The sequence below is a fragment of the Paenibacillus sp. FSL K6-2862 genome (assembly GCF_038005125.1).
GTDB lineage: Bacteria > Bacillota > Bacilli > Paenibacillales > Paenibacillaceae > Paenibacillus > Paenibacillus illinoisensis_A.
Window position 1 is genome coordinate 944,273 of the sequence record NZ_JBBOSN010000001.1, and the last position, 16,272, is coordinate 960,544.

Annotated in this window: 14 protein-coding genes; 8 read left to right on the top strand and 6 right to left on the bottom strand. The window is 46.7% G+C overall.

Going from position 1 to position 16,272, the window contains the following annotated elements; genetic code table 11:
• Positions 1 to 253: 253 nt before the first annotated feature.
• Both MHB82_RS04310 and MHB82_RS04315 read right to left on the bottom strand, forming a co-directional pair.
• Entirely contained in the window at positions 254 to 595 is a 342-nt protein-coding gene (locus MHB82_RS04310; protein ID WP_341176577.1) for a DUF1801 domain-containing protein, read from the bottom strand.
• Between the two features lie 5 nt (positions 596 to 600).
• On the bottom strand, positions 601 to 1,173 hold the full coding sequence (locus MHB82_RS04315) for a GNAT family N-acetyltransferase (protein ID WP_341173923.1): 573 nt from the start codon (positions 1,171 to 1,173) through the stop codon (positions 601 to 603).
• Between the two features lie 254 nt (positions 1,174 to 1,427).
• On the opposite strand from MHB82_RS04315, the gene MHB82_RS04320 reads away from it, so the two are divergent.
• From MHB82_RS04320 to MHB82_RS04330, 3 genes are all read left to right on the top strand, one after another.
• Positions 1,428 to 1,895 (top strand): GNAT family N-acetyltransferase, encoded by a 468-nt coding sequence (locus MHB82_RS04320; RefSeq protein WP_341173924.1) that lies wholly within the window; start codon positions 1,428 to 1,430, stop codon positions 1,893 to 1,895.
• A gap of 213 nt (positions 1,896 to 2,108) precedes the next feature.
• Positions 2,109 to 3,461, top strand: coding sequence for an amino acid permease (locus tag MHB82_RS04325; RefSeq protein WP_341173925.1), 1,353 nt, complete (start codon positions 2,109 to 2,111; stop codon positions 3,459 to 3,461).
• Between the two features lie 566 nt (positions 3,462 to 4,027).
• Positions 4,028 to 4,891 carry a prohibitin family protein gene (locus tag MHB82_RS04330; RefSeq protein ID WP_095361063.1) on the top strand — a complete coding sequence of 288 codons (864 nt, stop codon included), beginning with the start codon at positions 4,028 to 4,030 and terminating at the stop codon, positions 4,889 to 4,891.
• A 242-nt stretch (positions 4,892 to 5,133) separates the two neighbouring features.
• Here the strand turns inward: MHB82_RS04330 and MHB82_RS04335 are convergent, their stop codons facing one another.
• Complete coding sequence (locus tag MHB82_RS04335) at positions 5,134 to 6,045, bottom strand: LysR family transcriptional regulator (RefSeq protein ID WP_341173926.1); 912 nt, start codon at positions 6,043 to 6,045, stop codon at positions 5,134 to 5,136.
• 131 nt (positions 6,046 to 6,176) lie between these two features.
• Here MHB82_RS04335 and MHB82_RS04340 point away from each other — a divergent pair, with 131 nt between their 5' ends.
• The gene (locus tag MHB82_RS04340; RefSeq protein ID WP_341173927.1) at positions 6,177 to 7,220 is read left to right on the top strand and encodes a 2,3-butanediol dehydrogenase; all 1,044 of its coding nucleotides are present in this window, start codon (positions 6,177 to 6,179) and stop codon (positions 7,218 to 7,220) included.
• A gap of 131 nt (positions 7,221 to 7,351) precedes the next feature.
• On the opposite strand, the gene MHB82_RS04345 is transcribed toward MHB82_RS04340, so the two are convergent.
• Together MHB82_RS04345 and MHB82_RS04350 are read right to left on the bottom strand one after the other, a co-directional pair.
• Positions 7,352 to 7,864: a GNAT family N-acetyltransferase gene (locus MHB82_RS04345; RefSeq protein ID WP_110755765.1), complete on the bottom strand. Its 513-nt coding sequence runs from the start codon at positions 7,862 to 7,864 to the stop codon at positions 7,352 to 7,354.
• Between the two features lie 159 nt (positions 7,865 to 8,023).
• Positions 8,024 to 8,791 (bottom strand): helix-turn-helix transcriptional regulator, encoded by a 768-nt coding sequence (locus tag MHB82_RS04350; protein ID WP_341173928.1) that lies wholly within the window; start codon positions 8,789 to 8,791, stop codon positions 8,024 to 8,026.
• Positions 8,792 to 8,993: 202 nt separating this feature from the next.
• Here MHB82_RS04350 and MHB82_RS04355 point away from each other — a divergent pair, with 202 nt between their 5' ends.
• The 4 genes from MHB82_RS04355 to MHB82_RS04370 all read left to right on the top strand — a co-directional run bounded on the left by MHB82_RS04355 (position 8,994) and on the right by MHB82_RS04370 (position 15,570).
• Positions 8,994 to 11,315, top strand: a complete 2,322-nt coding sequence (locus MHB82_RS04355; protein ID WP_341173929.1) for a beta-L-arabinofuranosidase domain-containing protein — start codon at positions 8,994 to 8,996, stop codon at positions 11,313 to 11,315.
• A gap of 447 nt (positions 11,316 to 11,762) precedes the next feature.
• Positions 11,763 to 12,500, top strand: a complete 738-nt coding sequence (locus tag MHB82_RS04360) for a hypothetical protein (protein WP_095361069.1) — start codon at positions 11,763 to 11,765, stop codon at positions 12,498 to 12,500.
• Between the two features lie 12 nt (positions 12,501 to 12,512).
• The gene (locus tag MHB82_RS04365; RefSeq protein ID WP_183522402.1) at positions 12,513 to 14,201 is read left to right on the top strand and encodes a VWA domain-containing protein; all 1,689 of its coding nucleotides are present in this window, start codon (positions 12,513 to 12,515) and stop codon (positions 14,199 to 14,201) included.
• 229 nt (positions 14,202 to 14,430) lie between these two features.
• Positions 14,431 to 15,570: a toxic anion resistance protein gene (locus tag MHB82_RS04370; protein ID WP_341173931.1), complete on the top strand. Its 1,140-nt coding sequence runs from the start codon at positions 14,431 to 14,433 to the stop codon at positions 15,568 to 15,570.
• 110 nt (positions 15,571 to 15,680) lie between these two features.
• Here the strand turns inward: MHB82_RS04370 and MHB82_RS04375 are convergent, their stop codons facing one another.
• Entirely contained in the window at positions 15,681 to 16,214 is a 534-nt protein-coding gene (locus MHB82_RS04375) for a hypothetical protein (protein ID WP_341173932.1), read from the bottom strand.
• Positions 16,215 to 16,272 lie beyond the last annotated feature (58 nt).

Below are 16,272 nucleotides of genomic sequence, written 5' to 3' on the forward strand. Positions count from 1 at the left end.
CTTATAATGATTTCGTCATTTCGGTTGTATGTACGTAAAGGCTTTAATTTTATACCCTAAATAATGCTATTCCGTTACATAGAACAGGTCGATTATGGTCAGATATCACCATGATTGACCTGTTTTTTTTGTTATCTTCGTTTTCTTACGTTTTTTCAAATTAAAGAAAGAATCAAGCTGACGCTCACGTCAGGCATTAGATCTGGCCCACTCACTAGATCTGATCAATTACAGCCCCCAATTGTACCTCTCTCTACAATTCTGCAGATGCCTGCGTCAGGAGACCAGCGAGCCATTCGTAATCCGGTGTATCCTTTTCCTTGATCTTGATCGTTTTGCGTTCCGCTGGGCCTTCAAATACTCCATCGGGCAGATCAAGAGCAGCCGCATTAAAAATGGTGAAGGACACCGCCTGTTTGGAAGGGGAGATGACGGCGGCATATTTGCCGTTCTTCAGGAAGTGAGGCTTCTTGTATTGTATGCGCTCTTGCGCGTCCGGAATGGAATCATGCACCAGCTGGCGTAATTGTCCTGCTACGGTGATTTGCCAGGGGGTTGAGATCTGTTCGATAAACTCCGTGACTTCTGTATTCAATGCCATTATTGTTCTTCCTCCATTTGTATTGGATTAAGAGCTTCCCACTCCGGCTTCAGAATCCCCATCATCAGGCGGTCATAACGCCGTCCATCCCGGTATACCGCGGATCGTGCTCGCCCCTCCAACTGAAAACCGGCCTTCTCATAGGCACGAATCCCTTTTGCGTTATACGAAATGACGTCCAGCCCCACACGATCGAGGTTCATCTCATGGAAGGCATATCGCAAAATCAGATTCAACGCTTCTGTTCCATACCCTTTGTTGCGATGTTCGGTAAGTCCAATGCCGATGGCGAGCTGTCCGCAGCGGTTGTTCCATTCAATGCTGTGAATGACAACAAAACCGATTAGCGTATCTTCCTCATGTGTTCGAAGCCTGAAGTACACTTCTTTGTTTTTCGTTTCCCCCTCATCTTCCAGTTGTTTCTCCGAATAGGGAATGGCAATATCGGTATCCACATTACGAAGATACTCCGGATCTTCATTCCATTGCAGCATTGTCTGCACGTCTTCCTCACGTGGAGGTGTCATTTTCAATCGTTTGCTATAAAACAGGTTGTCCGTTGTCAGTGTCATGTTGGTCTCCTTTGAAGATAAATGAAGCTCGCTTCACCTCAGTACGAAAATGAACTGTATGGTTGGCTCAATATCTTCGCCCCTTTGGAAAATCAGATAGCCCCATCATACTGGAAATTTTAGGGGATCACAATACACTTTTCAGTGGGTTTTCTTAATCTCTTGTCAGTAAACCTGCCACGGTAGTAAGATGAAATCATAAAGTTTAAAAACAGCGATGGAATACACCAAAATTGTTGGCAGGAGTGGTTGTTATGGAGATCAGAGTGGATGATTTGAGTGGGGATCAGGTTAAGGGGTTAATCGCAGAACATTTGCTTGGCATGGCCGAAGATTCGCCGCCGGAAAGCATTCATGCATTGGATCTGGATGGGTTGAAGAAACCTGAGATTACATTCTGGTGCGCATGGGAAGGTGAAGAATTGCTGGGATGTGGGGCCATGAAGGAATTGAGCGCCGAGCATGCCGAACTGAAATCGATGCGTACAGCCAAGGCCCATCTTCGAAAAGGCGTAGCGAGACAAATCCTGACTCACATCATTGAGGTTGCCAGAAGTCGGGGATACAAACGCATTAGCCTGGAGACCGGATCGATGGATTCGTTTATCCCGGCACGCCGGATGTATGAAGACTTTGGATTCGAATACTGCGAGCCTTTTGCAGATTATATATTGGACCCGAATAGTGTATTTATGACGAAGGAGTTATCACCGCTCGAATAGTCCTCCTCGTTGTTTCAATTTCATTTACAAAAGGGTAATCAACCAGGATTCTGCCTTCGCAGGGTTCTGGTTTTTTGGCGTGGCCGTATGAATTGAATGAATTTGCCATAACGAATCTCTGTGCTGAGGCATGAACAATAGGGTATACTGGAAATTATGTTATAAAAGCTTGAGAGAAGATTACAGACGTTGTTGACATCAGGAGGACTTGAATTGGCTCAGACAGAAGGAACATTACAGAAAAAGCTTAAACCAAGACACATCAGCTTCATGGCCATGGGCGGTGTCATTGGAACCGGAATTTTTAAAGGCAGTGCCGAAACGATTGGACTCGCAGGTCCGGGTGTTATTTTAACGTACATTTTTGCTGGACTATTACTGCTGGTTGTAATGGCAGCGATGGCGGAGATGGCTACCGTCTATAAAAACAAAAACATGAAAGACTTCGTGCAAGAAGCCTTTGGCAGCAGGGTATCCTTTGTAATGGGGTGGATGTACTGCTTCCTATGGTTATCCGTGTGTGTCATTGAGGTGATCGCTGCGGGGAGCTTCTTGCAATATTGGTTCGCGGAAGTGCCGTTATGGATGCTGAGTCTGGCGTGCGCGGTATTTATTATACTCGTCAATCTGCTGAGTGTTGGGGTGTTCGGGGAGTTTGAATTTTGGCTGGCAGGCATCAAGATAGCCATGATCATTATTTTTATCATCCTGGGTGCCGCATTGATCTTTGGCATTATTCCAAGTGATAACACACCTTATCTGCAAAATTACACACATGCCGGAGGTTTCCTCCCGAATGGTTGGTCATCGATCTTCTCCGCGCTGCTTGTCGTCATGTTCTCGTATGGAGGCTCAGAACTCATTGGTCTGACACTGACGGAGACGGAAAATGCGGACAAGGTCATGCCGAAAATTGTGGGCAATTTCATGCTCCGAATTATTTTGTTCTTCACGCTGCCGATTCTCATCATCTGTGGTCTGATTCCATGGAATGAGATCGGGCCGGAAAGCAGCCCGTTTGTACAAGTGCTGGCTTCCACAGGTTTACCTGGTGCAGCGCATATTATGAACTTTATTCTGGTGACTGCCGTTCTATCGGCTGCCAATTCCGGCATCTACGGCGCATCCCGGATGCTACATTCCATGGCGGTGGGTGGTGAGGCTCCAAAAGCACTGTCCAAAACCAATCGGAGCGGCAGTCCGGTGAATACGCTCTTGGTCTGTTCCGTCATTTTGCTCGGAGGCTCGATGCTTGGACTGTTCGCTCAGGATCAATTGTTCCGCGTATTGCTCGCAGTGCCTGGGTTTGTCGTGATGCTTGTATGGATCTGCATTGCCACTTCCCAGTTAAAATTACGGAAGAGATATCCGATCACACCGACATTCAAAGTCTGGGGATTCCCTTACGTAACCGGATTGGCCGTACTGGCGCTTGGAGTAATTGCGGTGATGTTCATATTCGATGAGGGTAATCGATTCAGTATCAGTATCTGCCTCGGTGTCCTTGCCGTATTGATTATCTGGTCCCTGATCCGGTTCAGGAAGTCGAATGGGCAGGAAGTTTAAGGCTTGCAGAAGTAATATTGAAGAGCAGAGGTATGTACCTCGAAATGGATCAAACATCTCGGCATGTATGCCGAGGTGTTTTTTTTATGTGCAAAGGAATGGGCTCAGAGAGTTGAGACCAGGCGGCAACGTGGACTTGCTCTTTTAAGTCTTTTCCATGTTGAAAAGTGAGGCGGAGATCCTTGGTCAGCAAGAAGTCTTAGAGATCATTGAAACCAGATATGAAAATAGAAGTATATAATTAGAAGAATTAAATATTTTAGTTAACGATTAGGAGAAGGGAGAGACGGATGAAATAACATTTTTTAATAAAGTTTGGTTACGAAGGATTAGCAGGGGGAGAGTTTAAGCAGAAGTGTAATTCTAAATGTGTGAGCTGCTACGTGATGATGAAGTTTGTGTTGAATACAACCATAGAGGGAGGACGAGTATGCCATTCATTGGGGGAATGATTTTAGTCTTTATCTTAGCTTTTATTCTATGGTCATTAATGTTCCCGCTATTCAATATGGTAGGTAGAAGAGTGTTGAAAAGATACAACAAATTCAAACAAGAGGAGAATGTAAATGAAGAATCTAAAGACGTTTAAGGTAGGAGCCATTTCAGTAGCTTTAGTGATTATTGTGGGGGTAGTATTGGTAAGCTTTTTTGTGACACGAATTCCTAACGGTTATGTTGGCGTTGTCTATTCACCAAATGGGGGCGTAAAAGATAATACGCTGAGTCAGGGATGGAAGTTGGTTGGTGCTTTTGATAAGGTAACCAAATATCCAATTAGAATTCAAACCGTTGAATACAAGGATATCCAGATTGCTACGTCTGACGGAAAAAACATCACAATCGATTTTGCTTACAACTATCAAGTAGAACCAAGCCAAGTGTCTTCGATCTTCAATACCTTTGGACCCATTAGCATTCAAGAAATTGAAGATACATATCTGAAAACACGTTTTCGTGATGCTGCCCGGAAAGGTATTTCTAAATTTACTGTAATTGATGTATATGGCGAAAAATCATCTGAGGCTGGCGTAGACGTTCAACAACGTTTCGCAGACGATGTCAAAGAGCTAGGATTCATTGTATCCAATGTAACCGTTGGTGTTCCTCAACCAGATGCGAAAACCCAAGAAGCCATAGATAAACGGGTTGAGGCATCCCAAGAGTTGGAACGTAAAACGACTGAGCTTGAAATTGCGAAGAAAGAGGCAGAACGGAAACGTGTGGAAGCACAAGGTAACGCAGACAAACTATTGATTGAAGCAGAAGGTCAAGCCAAAGCAAATAAAGAGCTTCAACAATCACTTACAAGCCAACTTGTTCAATACGAAACGATTAAGAAGTGGGATGGTGTGCTGCCATATGTCAGTGGATCCAATACACCAATGATTCAGTTACCAACTGCAGCTGCAAAGACAGAAGAGGTAAAATAAATGAAGGGGAGTTTTTCTCCCCTACTGAGGTACAGATATGCAGGATCGGAAGAAGCTTCTGCTGGAGCAGCATACCAATGAGATGAGCGAAGCCGTGAGAAAAGTAAAAGTGTAGGCATCACAAAGAAAAGGTACCCATGCTGCTGGAGGAGTTGAAGTGGATCATCCCCAGTGTGTGGTGTACCTTTTTGTTTGGTTTGGCCCTGAGTAATGATGCGAATTCTTATTAAAATTAAAAGAACTTAACTATTCAAATAATCCAGCTCGATCGCCTGTCTGAACTTCTGGGCAAATCGTTCTGCGGCAACGGCAACCTCCTTGGACTCGGTCTGTACGAAGCCGATTTGCATCTTGGGCTGGTCGATGGAGGCAATCTCAACCATCTTCACAAGGCCTTCTTTCCATAACGTGTTTTGATAGAAAGAGAAGTCATGGCCGATGCTGGCTGCTATATTGTTTCTAAGCACCGTGTTGATCGCTTCCGAATTGTTGGTCTTGAAGAGGATGGACAATGCTCCATAATCGTATGTGAAATCCTTAATGAAATCTTCTATGAAGCCATCGCGGTACAGCGCAAGGGAATGCTCCTTCAGTTGATCTGGCGTCACCCGACTGAGCTTGGCAAGATCAGACTGGTGATGGGTGCCTACAACCAGTTTGCCGGAATACATTGGGCTGAAATGCAGTCCGTCGAATTCACGCAGCTGTTTCGTGTAGATCGCGATGAAGCCAAGGTGTGCCTTGTTGTTCCGGATATCTTCAATAATCTCCATGGAACCTTTCTCTTCAATGGAAATGTTCAGTAGAGGATGCTCCCGTTTCATATCGGCAGTGGTCTGGACAAGATAGTGCATGACACTGGGAAAAGTCGCTACATGCAGGTCGCCTGTGAGGCAGGATGCTTCCACATTCAGCGATTTCAATTCATCAACCCGCTGCAAAATGTCCAGTGCCTTGGCAATAAACTGTTTGCCCTCCGGTGTAGGGTAGGTCCCTTGACGGGAACGTTCGAACAGGATCAGGCCAAGCTCCTTTTCCAGACGATGGATAGACTGACTGATGGCCGATTGGGTAACGTGAAGGTGCTCCGAAGCGGCGGAGAACGATTGGGTTTTGGCAATTTCAACGACATATTCAAGCTGTTCCAGATTCATGGGCTCATCTCCGTTTTAACATTACTTCTACTAATATTAACATTAGTATCTATAAATATGAATAATAAGTGAACGGCGATATAATACATAGACAAGCTATTTATAAGCTCAATAAAAGGGGATGGATTTTCATGAAAGCAGCAGTATGGTACGGCCATAAAGATGTTCGAGTGGAAGAACGTGAAGTTCCGGTTGCTGGATCCGGACAAGTCAAAATTAAAGTGGAATATGCGGGGATCTGCGGCAGTGACTTGCATGCTTATCACCATGGTGTAGGGATTCAAGAAGGTGAAAATCATCCGCTCTCCGGTCAGAAGGCACCATTGACATTGGGACATGAGTTCGCCGGAACGGTCAGTGAATTGGGAAGTGATGTAAGCGGTATCAGCGTAGGAGACCGTGTTGTGGTGGAGCCATTGTATCATTGTGGCAAATGCGAATACTGTATCCAGGGACGCTATAATCAGTGTACTGAATTTGGTTTCGTAGGTTTGAATGGGGATGGTGGTTTTGCGGAGTATGTTGTTGTTGAGGCTTATATGGTACATCCATTGCCAGACAATGTTTCCTTTGAAGAAGGAGCACTTGTTGAGCCTACAGCGGTAGCCTTCCATGCCGTTCGCCACAGCAAGCTGAAAGTGGGACAGAAGGTAGCTGTGTATGGTGCAGGCCCAATTGGACTGCTGACCATTCTATCTGCAAAAGCGGCAGGAGCTTCCACGATCTATGCAGTTGACGTGTTCGAGGAACGCCTGAACCTGGCAGCTAAACTGGGAGCAATTCCAGTGAACAGTGCCAAAGTGAATGCAACGGAAGTCATCCTGGAGCAATCTGGTGGAATTGATGTCGCCTATGAAGCAGCAGGTGTGCAACCTACGATGGATAGCGCTGTAGCGGTTGTCAAAAAAGGCGGAGAAGTGGTTGTCATTGCAGCCATCCCTAACCCACTGCAGGTGAACTTCTTTGATCTTCTGGTGAAGGAAGCGAATCTGACGGCCACACTGGCATATCGCCACATTTTCCCTGAAGTCATCTCCCTCATAGCTGAAGGAGCTCTCGATGTGAAACAGGTTATTACGAAGAAAATCAAACTGGATAACATCGTGGAAGAAGGACTGGAGCTGCTGATGAGCGACAAGAGCCATGCGAAAATTTTGGTGGAGATCGGCGGTTAATAAGCAGTATTACATTGCTGCATCTTCCAATAGTAAAGGCCACTCGGATGAGTGGCCTTTTTTTCATCTTTATCACTTCAATTGAACTGAAGTTTATAGCTTGCGCTTAATAGCATGTGTTCTCATATGAATCATGAATCGTAACGATAACAGATGGCGTTTCCCCCACTGCTGCGTGTACTGAATTCTTCATCCTCCACAAAGCCAAAACGTTCATATAAACGGATGGCATTCGTCATCTGCCCGCCCGTGAACAGATACACCGTATTTTTGCCCATGTCCTTGGCGGATGCAACACACTGACGAAGGAGCTCCCGGGCAATACCGTGACCCCGCCACGCAGGATCCACGCCAAGCAGGCGAATGAACGGATAATCAATCGGGAGTTCAAAATTGGGATAGGCATTATGTGCAGTTTCGAACAATTGCACGGTCCCTACAATCTGGTCGTCCACTTTGGCGACCCACAATTGTGTGAGGTAGGGATTGTCCAGTGACTCCTCGATGTCTTTCACATAGGCTTCCCAACGTTGTTGATCCTGAAAGGTATCCTTGTACTCTGCATAACTTGCAATGAGGATATCTACAATCCCTTTATGATCAGCTTCTGAAGCGGGTTGAATCGTGACTGCCGTTGTCGTCATTGCAATTTCTCCTTCTTAAATGGGGTGGATGAAATACAGTTATTCCACATCTTAACACAACTAAATTTATCGGAATAATCAAAATTTTCTATAGAATACGCATGAATTTCTATGAGTCAGTCTATGCGACAATCTTATGATTTCGTACTAATCCATTGATTATAAACGATTGAGCTGAGTGGAATACAGGTTATTGCGATATTCTGTTGGCGTACTGCCTTCGTACTGCTTGAACATGCGCAGGAACAGTTTGTAATCCGAGAATCCGCATTGCCCGGCTATTTCCTTAACACTGGCATTGGTATTGAGCAGCAGCTGTTTGGCCCGGTTAATTCGCTCGGTAAGGATGTAGGTTTTCAGCCCAATGCCCTTCTCGCGTTTTACCATTTTGGAGATATAATCCTTGTTAAAATTAAAGTGCTCCGCAATCTTGCCTACTGTTATATCGGTATGGAGATGAATACCAACCCACTTGCAGATATGGTCAACAACCGCGTTATGAGGGCGATAACCAGCCTCTGTGTTGCGTTCCAATTCTTTTAACAGCAGGAGAAGTGCGGCATCGGCCTCTTCGGTGGAGAAGGATGAGACATGCAGCAGCTGCTTGAACAGCTGATTGGCCGTGGAGGGTACCGGGATAGTCGCATGTGTAGGATAACGATCGAACCCTTCAGCCAAGGTGTCATAGTGAACCCAGTAAAAGCTGACAGGAGCATCGCTGACTTGATATCCGTAATGGGTATGGCCGGCTCTCAGAAACAGCAGATCATTGGCGCGAACCACGTAATGCCGCTCCTCCTCCGCAATGTACATTTCTCCCTCCAGCATCAGAATGATCTCATGCACAGGCATGATCCGTTTCATGTGTGTCCAATTGCCTTCCGTGATGAACTTACCGCACAGATAAAATTCGAGTGGCTTCTGCATAAGACGGATTTATCCACCTTTTCTTGGATTATGAGTCTGATGTAGTTGTATTTTATTTGATAATATGTGGATATTCAAGGGTTTGTATGAATTTGGGGTTATGAAGCAATTGGTGGGTAGAACGGATTTTACCCTCTCGTATGATGCCGGAAAGATATCAGGAACTATAACATTCTGTACATAATGAGGAGGAGCATAGGTCATGATCGAAACGAAACGGGGATTTTTGGGTCCGGAGCACGTGCAGCTATTAAACGGGGTTTTCCAAACGTCTCAGGAGGTCGGGGAACGTTACCTGTTATCGCTGGATATTGATCGGTTTCTGGCTCCGTGTTATGAAGCACACGGGTTAACGGCGAAGAAGGAGCGGTATGCCGGCTGGGAAGCACGGACGATCAGTGGACATTCCCTGGGGCACTATATGTCTGCTCTGGCAGTGACTTATCAAGCCACAGGTAATGAGACGCTCAAACAAACATTGGATTATGCCGTGAACGAACTCGCGGGAATTCAGAAGACTACGGGAAGCGGCTATATTGGCGGTTTGACGGAAGAAGCATTCCATATCGCATTCCGGGCCGAACATATCGGCGGATTCAATATCGGTGAATACTGGGTTCCTTGGTACAGTGTGCACAAAATCTATCGTGGTCTGATTGACGCCTATACACGGACAGGCAGCGGACTGGCACTTGAAGTTGTCACTCGATTTGCAGACTGGGCGGTAGAAGGATTGCTCCCGATGACAGAAGAACAGATGCAGACGATGCTTCAAAGTGAGCACGGAGGCATGAATGAGGTATTTGCACAATTATATGGGATCACTGGCAAAGCCGTATACCTTGAGATTGCTAACAAGTTTACCCATCAGTTGATCCTTGGACCCTTGGAACACAAACAGGACGACCTTCAAGGCAAACACGCCAATACTCAGATTCCCAAAGTGATTGGTGCTGCCGAAATCTACAACCAGGATCAATCTCGAGAAAGTTATCGGACGGCAGCCGAGTTCTTCTGGGACACAACGATTCATCACCGTTCCTATGTATTTGGTGCCACGAGCATATCGGAACATTATGAAGCGAAGGGCATGGAAAGTCTTGGCATCAAAACCGGGGAGAGCTGCTGTACCCACAACATGATGCATCTGACGAAGCAGCTGTTTGCCTGGAACCCGGACAGTGCCTACATGGACTATTATGAGAACGCTATCTACAATCACATTCTGGGCACACAGGACCCTGACACAGGGAACAAAACGTATTTTGCCTCAACCCTTCAAGGCCATTACAAAATCTATGGTACACACGATACCGCATGGTGGTGCTGCACAGGCTCAGGCATGGAGAACCCAGGCAAATATGCCGAGGCCATCTATTTCGAAGATGAACAGGACCTGTATGTGAACCTCTATATCGCATCCGGGCTGGACTGGACGTCACAAGGGCTATCCCTGAAGCTTGAAACCGACTTTCCTTATTCGGAAAAGGTAACCCTGACGATTACCGGAGGACGTGCCCCGGCCAATCTAAGACTACGCGTGCCCTCTTGGCTGCAGGAGCCAATGACGGCAACCGTCAATGGGGATACGGCTCATCCGTATACACGGATGGAAGCCGGCTATCTCTCCATCCAGCGCACTTGGTCTGCCGGGGATGTCGTGACCATCACCCTGCCAATGTCGCTGAGCCGATACACGTCCAGGGATGATACCCACAAAGTCGCCTTCCTGTATGGACCCATTGTGCTCGCGGGCGCACTGGGAAGCGAAGGGCTGCCGGAGGATACCATCGTGGATGAGACAGCTCTGAATCCGAAGACAGCACCCGTGCCTGTGATTTGGACGGAGCAGGAAGATGTCCGGGAATGGATCAAGGTGGTGGATAAGGGGACGTTAACCTTTGAGCTTAGCAAGGATGTGACGTCTACGGGTGAAGCCGTGAAGCTGGTTCCGTTCTACGATGTGCATCATGAGTTTTATACGGTCTATTGGCCGTTCAACGATGAAGGCGATGCACTGGAGAAGGAACTGAATGCGATTACGATCGACAGGGTGCAGCCAGACGGTCAGCAGGACGAGATCGGGCATCATCTGGATAGCAACTGCCGAGCAGAACATCACAATGGTTCATACACGGATAGCCGTAATAGGCTACATATGTGGCGCGAAGCTTTTGGTGTCAGCGAAGCCTATTTCAGTTACCGGCTGGCCGTGGATGGTTCCGGTACCAATGTCTTGTGCGTCGGCTACTGGGGCGGGGATCATTCACCATTTGAACGGGAAGGGACGAGGTATGACAGAACATTCAACCTACTGGTGGATGGAACCGTAGTTGGCGAACAGCGAATTCATCTGAACAAGATTGGTGAAGTGTTCTATGCGACCTATGATATTCCTCAGGCTGTTACCTCTGGTAAGGAGAGTGTGACAGTTACGTTCCAGGCCATTGGTGATCATGGGTGCGCAGGGAAAGTCGTAGAGGTGCGGACGACCCGGAGCAAGCCAAACTTTGTGATCTCATAAACAGGCAGAGCATGGAAATCAGCTAACACAATGGTATAATGAGGACAAAGTCGTACCCTTTCATCAGCTGTTCAGGCTGGAATAGAATTAAATTTAAGATACTCCGGTGCCCTGTGCCCGGAGTATTTTTGGTTGCTTTTTCGGCTCGTCCTATATAAAAAATGACACGTAACCTCTGGATTCCACGTATTACCTGTAAATCTTTCTTTTTCCGTTAACGGATATTTTCGTTTGTCTCCTCCGTCGTAAATCGGTTCAATAGTGAGCTCGTCAAAAATCTGTCCACATGTCCCTGTATCGGTGAAATGGGATAAGCTGGCGTCACGTATATTAGGAATATCCATATTCTTCGACCGAATCAGGGCTGCATCATGTACAATGAGTGATATACGCTAGTGGGAAATATCGACAATTGATCCGTCATATAGCGAGAAAGGAGGTCAGTGGATTACGATGACCAAATACATAAAATGGCTGGGCCTGATCTTCGGCGTAGTTGTCCTCAATATTTTGTTATTTTCACCAGGCTTCATCGGGCTTGGCTTCGGTGGTGGAGCCTTCTCCACTGCACTGTCCGTCACCATGCTGTTCGGAAGTGTGATGGCCCTGTGTTACGGAAGTTATACCCTGCTGTTCAAACAGCCTGTAGTCTTGCCGGTTAAGCAGATCGAGACACATGAAGATTATGTAGAAGCTTTATCCTTTTACAGACGAATTAAAGTGCTGGAGGAAGATATTACGTTGGGATTGTCCCAATTGAGCCGGATGAAAAAAAAGAAAGAGACGCTCCTGAACGTGCTGAACCAGCGGTTCGATCCGGGGGAGCTGAGTTATAAGAAATTTGCCTCCGTCACGCTTGAAGTGGAGAAGCTGCTGTATCTCAACATTCGAAGCGTGCTGAACAGACTCCATGTGTTCGATGAAGCCGAATACGCCGCCTTAATGAAATCCAAATCCTCTAAGATTCCACCCAAATTAGTTCAGGAAAAAACCAAAGTGTATAACGACTATCTATCCTATGTAAAAGACTCGCTCCATACGAATGAAGAAATACTGCTCAAACTTGACCAGCTGCTGCTGGAAATATCACGCCTGGACAGCTTTGAAGCCGGGGATATTGAACAGATGCCCTGTATGCAGGACATTGATCAGTTAATCAAGCACACCAAATTATACAGACAGTGAGGGGTTGCATTTATGGCGAAGAAGGGGAAGTTTTTTCTCATATCGATTGTGATGTTGGTGCTCGTGTTCGGATTGGTCTATGCAGGAATTACATTAACATCGAATTTCGGAAAATCCAGTACACAGGTGACAACAGAGAATGCAGGCAAAGAATTAGGCAAGTTGTATGCGGACATTGCGCCAGCAACGGCTGAACCCGTGAAGGGACAGATTGATCTGGATCCGGTTGATGTGGCAGATTCCCTCCCAGATATCTCGAAGTTCCCGATTACCGTTGAGAATACCACGAACGAGTATGTCGAGATTTTCTCTTCCATTGAGAAGTCGGGCACCGGAGCAGACGGCTGGTTGACCGAGGTTAGTGAAGAATTCAACAAGGCTAACATTACGGTGGGCGGTCAACCTGTATCGGTAAAAATCCGGAATATTGCTTCCGGTACGGCAGCCGATTACATCAAGTCTGGCAAATACGTGCCTGATGCATACACGCCTTCCAACGAACTGTGGGGCGAGATGGTTGCCGCAAGTGGTGTGAAGACCGAGAAGGTGTCTGATAGACTCGTGGGCAACGTTCCCGGAATCGTAATCTCCAAAGCCAAATATGATTCGCTCGTTGACACGTACGGCTCCGTCAATGTCAAAACGGTCACCGAAGCGATTGCCAACAATGAACTCGCAATGGGGTATACCGACCCGTTTGCCAGCTCCACAGGACTTAACTTTCTTGTGACGGCACTGAATACGTACGATAGCTCCAATCCGCTGGGGGAGAAAGCGATTGAAGGTTTCGAGAAGTTCCAGGCTAATGTGCCATTTACGGCTTCCACAACCATTCAGATGCGTGAAGCCGCGAAGTCGGGCCGATTGGATGCCTTTGTGCTTGAATACCAGACATACGTTAACACCGCAGACCTGAAGAGTGGATATGTCTTCACCCCGTTTGGCGTAAGACATGACAGTCCGCTGTATGCACTGGGGCAGCTGCCGCAGAACAAACAGGAAATCATTCAGAAATTCGCTGAATTCGTCACTCAGGATAAGTACCAGAAGTCGGCAGAAGAGTTCGGATTTAACGGTTTGCAGGATTACAAGTCCGAGCTGGCAACCGTCGATGGGGGGACTCTATTATCCGCACAGAAAGTATGGAAAGAGAAAAAGAACGGAAGTAAACCGATCGCTGCCGTATTCGTAACGGACGTATCCGGAAGCATGGATGGAGAACCACTGAACCGGTTGAAGGAATCTCTTCGCAAAGGTCAGAAATATCTCGGTACCGACAATAGCATTGGCCTTGTTTCTTATTCCAGTGGCGTAACCGTTAATCTGCCGATTGCCAAGTATGATACCAACCAGCAGTCCATGTTCGTCGGGTCTGTGGATAGCTTGCAAGCAGGGGGCGGTACAGCGACCTTTGACGGTATCGTGGTAGCCATGAAGATGCTGGAGGACTATATGGCGGCTGACCCGAACGTGAAACCGCTGATTTTTGTCCTGAGTGATGGAGAGACCAATGAAGGACATACACTGAAAGATATACGTGAACTGGTCGAGACATATCAAGTGCCGATCTATACGATCGGATACAACGCTGACATCAAAGCACTGGAGAGCATCTCCAGCATTAACGAAGCGGCGAGTATCAATGCCGATACCGATGATGTCGTATACAAGATCGGAAACCTGTTTAACGTCCAGATGTAAATAAGTAATTTATATAGTTAATGTATTTCAAATTCACACGAAAACGGAGAGTGCAGAACCAATCTGAAGAAGCATAGCGTTCGCCTTTATCCCCGGATTACTACCCTGAAAAAGGGAGATCAAGAAATCTGGGGATAACAGCGATCGGAAGATGGTACTGCATTCGTAGTGGGCGAGTGTAATCATCATTAGTTCATTTATATAGCTTGTAATTTAAGGGGGAGTTCGGATGTCGTTTTCGATGGAAATACCCAGCCAGAAGGAGATTCAGAAGGTTATCGAGGAAGAGGTGAAGCCTGTTCCAGCCGAGGTGGCAGAGCTGCAGCAGGTGGCGAACGCCAATGTGGAGATGATCATGTCACTGGATCTGGAATCACTGGATAAGCGCAAGGAGATTTTACAGTCCATTGAAGGCTTTGGCATGAACACGATGAGATCCTCTTCGGAGAAAAACGCGCTGCTTCAAGTCTCTGTTGGACATCTGTCCAAGACGGGAGACGAGGGCGGTCAGGTCGCCAAAGGCTTGACCGAGCTGCACATGCAGCTCAAGGATCTCGACCCCAGCGTGGTCGATTTCGCCAAGACCGGATTCCTCGGCAAATTGTTCAATCCGCTGCGGGCGTATTTTCTCAAATACCAGAAGGCCGATGCAGTCATCGCCGATATCGTGACCTCGCTGGACAAAGGCAGGGCAACATTGCGCAATGATAATACGACACTGGAGATCGAGCAGCATACGCTTAGGGAATTGACCAAACGATTGCAAAAGGAAATTCAGCTCGGCGTGCTCATGGATGAGTCGATTGACGGACAGATTGAAGCCGCGAAGCTTCGGAATGAGGACCCGGAGAAAGTCCGGTTTATTACGGAAGAAGTGCTGTTCCCGCTGCGTCAGCGGGTCATGGATCTGCAGCAGATGCTGGTCGTGAACCAGCAGGGCATCATGGCGATTGAGGTGGTGATCCGCAACAACAAGGAATTGATCCGTGGAGTCGACCGGGCCAAGAATGTGACGATCTCGGCATTGAAAATTGCCGTTACCGTTGCCAGTGCGCTGTACAATCAGAAGATTGTTTTGCAGAAGATCGAGCTGCTCAATCAGACGACCAACGACCTGATCGCAGGCACCTCCAAGATGCTGAAGGACCAGGGTATCGCCATTCAGAAGCAGGCGTATGATGCCAGCATATCAGTCGATACGATGAAGCAGGCCTTCACGGATGTGCTGTCCGCACTGGATTCCATCAGTGTATATAAGCAGGAGGCACTACCGCGGATGCGGGAGACGATCAACCAGTTCCGTGAACTCGCGGATACCGGTGAGCAGCAGATTCAGCGCTTGGAGAAGGGGCAGAAGCTGGGGCTGTGATGAGAATAAATACGTATTAGATTTTATCTTTATATTAAATTTAAAAAAGCGGCCATTCTCCATTATGCATGGGGAATGGTCGCTTTTCTGGGTTTCTATGAAGATTGGTACTAGCTGCCATAGCCCAAACTTCTTGCATAAGCGTATAACTGCTCTTCGCATTGGCTCATAAGAACATCAGCGGTGTTTACTTTAGCATTACCCTGTTTTAGTAACGTGTAATTTACTTTTTTCTTGGATACTGCCTTTTGGTACAATAAGTACCCTTCAAGCTGAGTGTAGCTTGCCTTGATAAATGTGGCGTGGATTTTCTTGAGTTGTGGGTTGGTAGGCTTGATTTGTTTTGCCTTGGATACCAATTTCGTATAATTGGGGATTACCGTATTTGTAAGTTTAAGATACATGGACTTGCGATTCGTTGAAGTTACCTGGGTGTCGATGCTTTCCAAAGCGGTAAAGGCTTTGGACTCATAAGTTTCAAGAGCAAATAACTGAGTAGTGTACTCTTTAAATTCTTCATAACTCTGATCTGAATATGTAGATGTTGCTTCTTTGGCTGCATTGGCAGAAGTGGCTGGAGAGAGAAGCGCTTCGCCAAGCAAAACCAAACTGGTAATCAATGATATAATCCATGACTTCTTCAAATGTAATGTCATCCTCCTTTTGTTTGTATTCCATTGGATAACCTAACATATAAATACC